The organism is Oceaniovalibus sp. ACAM 378 (genome assembly GCF_008085915.1).
Lineage (GTDB): Bacteria > Pseudomonadota > Alphaproteobacteria > Rhodobacterales > Rhodobacteraceae > Oceaniglobus.
Map to the genome: position 1 here is coordinate 1 of NZ_VSJK01000086.1, position 817 is coordinate 817.

1 pseudogene is annotated in these 817 nt (G+C 56.9%); it reads right to left on the minus strand.

The annotated features are described in order from the left end of the window. Positions 1-153 precede the first annotated feature (153 nt). Positions 154-817 (minus strand): annotated as a pseudogene (locus FQ320_RS25305) (IS3 family transposase); the annotation flags it as partial.

Consider the following 817-nt stretch of genomic DNA (forward strand, 5'->3'; position numbering starts at 1 on the left):
GTCGTATCCACCAAGAATATAGCAGGGCGTAAACTTGTGGGCATAGTGCCTATGGTCTATCGGCTCCAATGCGGGCAATTGAATAGCCCCTAAATTTGTAGACGCCTTGCTTGGTAAATTTTGGAAGTGACCTGCCCCCCGGTCGTCCCTCAGTCATAACGAGAGTCCTTGCTTTTGATAGTCGTCGGTTTCGGGTGTGGCAAGCGCGATGCCATCAAGTAGCTCAAGCGCTCGGCGCGCTTCTGCGGGGGTCTTGTTGCCGAGCGATGAATGCGGCCTGACGTTGTTGTAATCGTAGCGCCAGAGGGCCAGCGTTCGGCGGTCAGGCTGTCGAAGATCTCTTCGTTGAGTCATTCATCGCGGAGGCTGCCGTTGAATGACTCGATGTAACCGTTCTGTTGCGGCTTGCCGGGGTCGATGTAATGCCACTCGACCTTGTTGTCGTTGGCCCACTTCAGAATAGCCTTGCTGGTGAACTCCGTGCCATTGTCAGAAACTATGCAGGCGGGTTTCCCATAGATCCGTATCAGAGCATCCAACTCCCGTGCGACCCTGGCCCCGGAGATGCTGGTATCAGGCACCAGGCATAGGTTTTCACGGCAGCAATCGTCATTGACAGCCAGGATGCGGAATTTGCGACAGGCCCCGAAAGTGTCGGACAGGAAGTCCAAGGACCAGCGCTGGTTCGGGCGCAATGGCACTGGCATTGGTGTGCGGCTGCCTCGCGCCCGTTTCCGGCCTCTACGGCGGCGCACTGACAGGCCCTCTTCCCGGTAAATCCGCCTTACGGCGTTTGAAGTCAAACGCCTATCGGCCA